Annotated in this window: 1 protein-coding gene; it reads left to right on the forward strand. The window is 60.8% G+C overall.

The genetic code is table 11. The annotated features are described in order from the left end of the window. The first annotated feature begins 89 nt into the window (after positions 1–89). Positions 90–1,604 carry an ISNCY family transposase gene (locus J6525_RS46295; protein ID WP_225649597.1) on the forward strand — a complete coding sequence of 505 codons (1,515 nt, stop codon included), beginning with the start codon at positions 90–92 and terminating at the stop codon, positions 1,602–1,604. Positions 1,605–1,746: the final 142 nt, after the last annotated feature.

Consider the following 1,746-nt stretch of genomic DNA (forward strand, 5'->3'; position numbering starts at 1 on the left):
GCGCATTGCCTCGCCCTAATTGTTACCGGATGCTGAGCCGTTGCCTCACGTAAATTGCTCCCTTGGATCGGGAACGAGCGGGGGCGAAGATGGGGTGGCTAAGCATGGCAACGCGGAAGGAACTGACGGCGGCCGCAGGCGCGCGCTATCGGCGTTCGGATCGCGCGAAGAAGGCGCGGATATTGGACGAGTTCGTCGACATCACCGGATTCCATCGCAAGCATGCGATGCGCCTACTTCGAGGTCAGGAAGACGCACGCCAGGGCCGACGGGCGCGACGTCGAGTCTATAATGAGGCAGAACACAACGCGCTCGTGCTCCTTTGGGAGGCGTCAGACCGGATCTGCGGGAAGCGGCTGAAGGCGTTAATGCCTGCGCTGATTGAGGCGATGGAACGGCACGGCCACCTCGACCTTGCCCCCGAGATCCGCGACAAACTTTTGGCGATGAGCGCTGCAACGATCGACCGCGCATTGGTGCGGGTCCGAGAAGAATTAGGTCGCAAGCGCCGGCGGCACGCGGCGCACTCATTGCGTCGCAGTGTTCCAATAAGGACGTCGGCAGATTGGAATGATCCGGCGCCGGGATTCGTCGAGGCCGACCTTGTCGCGCATAGCGGTCCATCTGCGCGTGGCAGCTTCATCCAGACCCTCGTGCTCACCGACATTGCTACTGGCTGGACGGAGTGCGCTCCTCTGATCGTGCGCGAACAGACGCTGTTGAGCACGGTGCTGACGGAATTGCGCAAACAATTGCCTTTTGCGCTGCTCGGCCTCGATACTGACAATGATACCGTGTTCATGAACGAGACGCTAAAAGCCTACTGCGAGGCGGCCAACATCGTCTTCACGCGTTGCCGGCCCTACCGAAAGAATGACCAGGCGTTCGTCGAGCAGAAGAACGGCGCCGTCGTGCGCAGGATGGTCGGCTATCGTCGGTTCGAGGGCCTGGAAGCGGCCAAGCTGCTGGCTGAACTCTATCGATCGGCACGGCTGTTCGTGAACTTCTTCCAACCCTCGTTCAAATTGATAGCCAAGCAGCGCGACGGTGCGCGTGTGCGCAAGACATACAGCGCGCCGACAACACCACACCAGCGCTTGGCCGCCGACGCCCGCACGCCCGACGCGGTTCGCGCCCAACTCCAAGAAATCTATGCCGCTCTCGACCCGGTCGCGTTGTTGCGCGATATCCGCGGCGCGCAGGAAGGCCTCGCGGCGCTTGCGGATACCCAGCCTATCGTCAATCCTGCTGGGGCATCGCAATCGATTGATCTCTTTCTGGCAAGTCTACGAACCGCCTGGAAGGACGGAGCTATGCGACCGACGGATCGGCCAATCGCGAAAGCGAAGAGAGGTCGGCGCCGTCCCGACCCGCTCATCAGGGCAACGCCAGATTTGCGAAAATGGTTTGAAGTCGAACCTTGGCGGACTGGCAGCGAACTGCTCTCCCGGTTGCAGGTGGAATATCCTGGAGCCTATCCGAACAAGCTTCTTCGAACGCTTCAACGTCGACTTAAATCCTGGCGCAGCGAGCAAGCGAACGCGTTACTGTTCGTTCCTACGGAGGAAACGCTTCCGGAGTATGAGGTCACAACACCCCAATGATATGCCAGGTGCCAGCGGAGGAGGCCGGGCGCTCCGAAACCCCGGCCATCTCCGCACCCGGCCTCCTCCTCAACCCAAGCCGGGAGCAAAATAAATGAGGCAACCCATCGCACTCGGGAGCATCGATATGTGAGGCAATACG

Source organism: Bradyrhizobium australafricanum (assembly GCF_020329495.1).
In the GTDB taxonomy this organism is placed as follows: Bacteria; Pseudomonadota; Alphaproteobacteria; order Rhizobiales; family Xanthobacteraceae; genus Bradyrhizobium; species Bradyrhizobium australafricanum.

Excerpts from the sequence above, each read along its gene's own strand:
- J6525_RS46295 (WP_225649597.1), top strand. The coding sequence starts at position 90 with ATGGGGTGGCTAAGCATGGCAACGCGGAAGGAACTGACGGCGGCCGCA.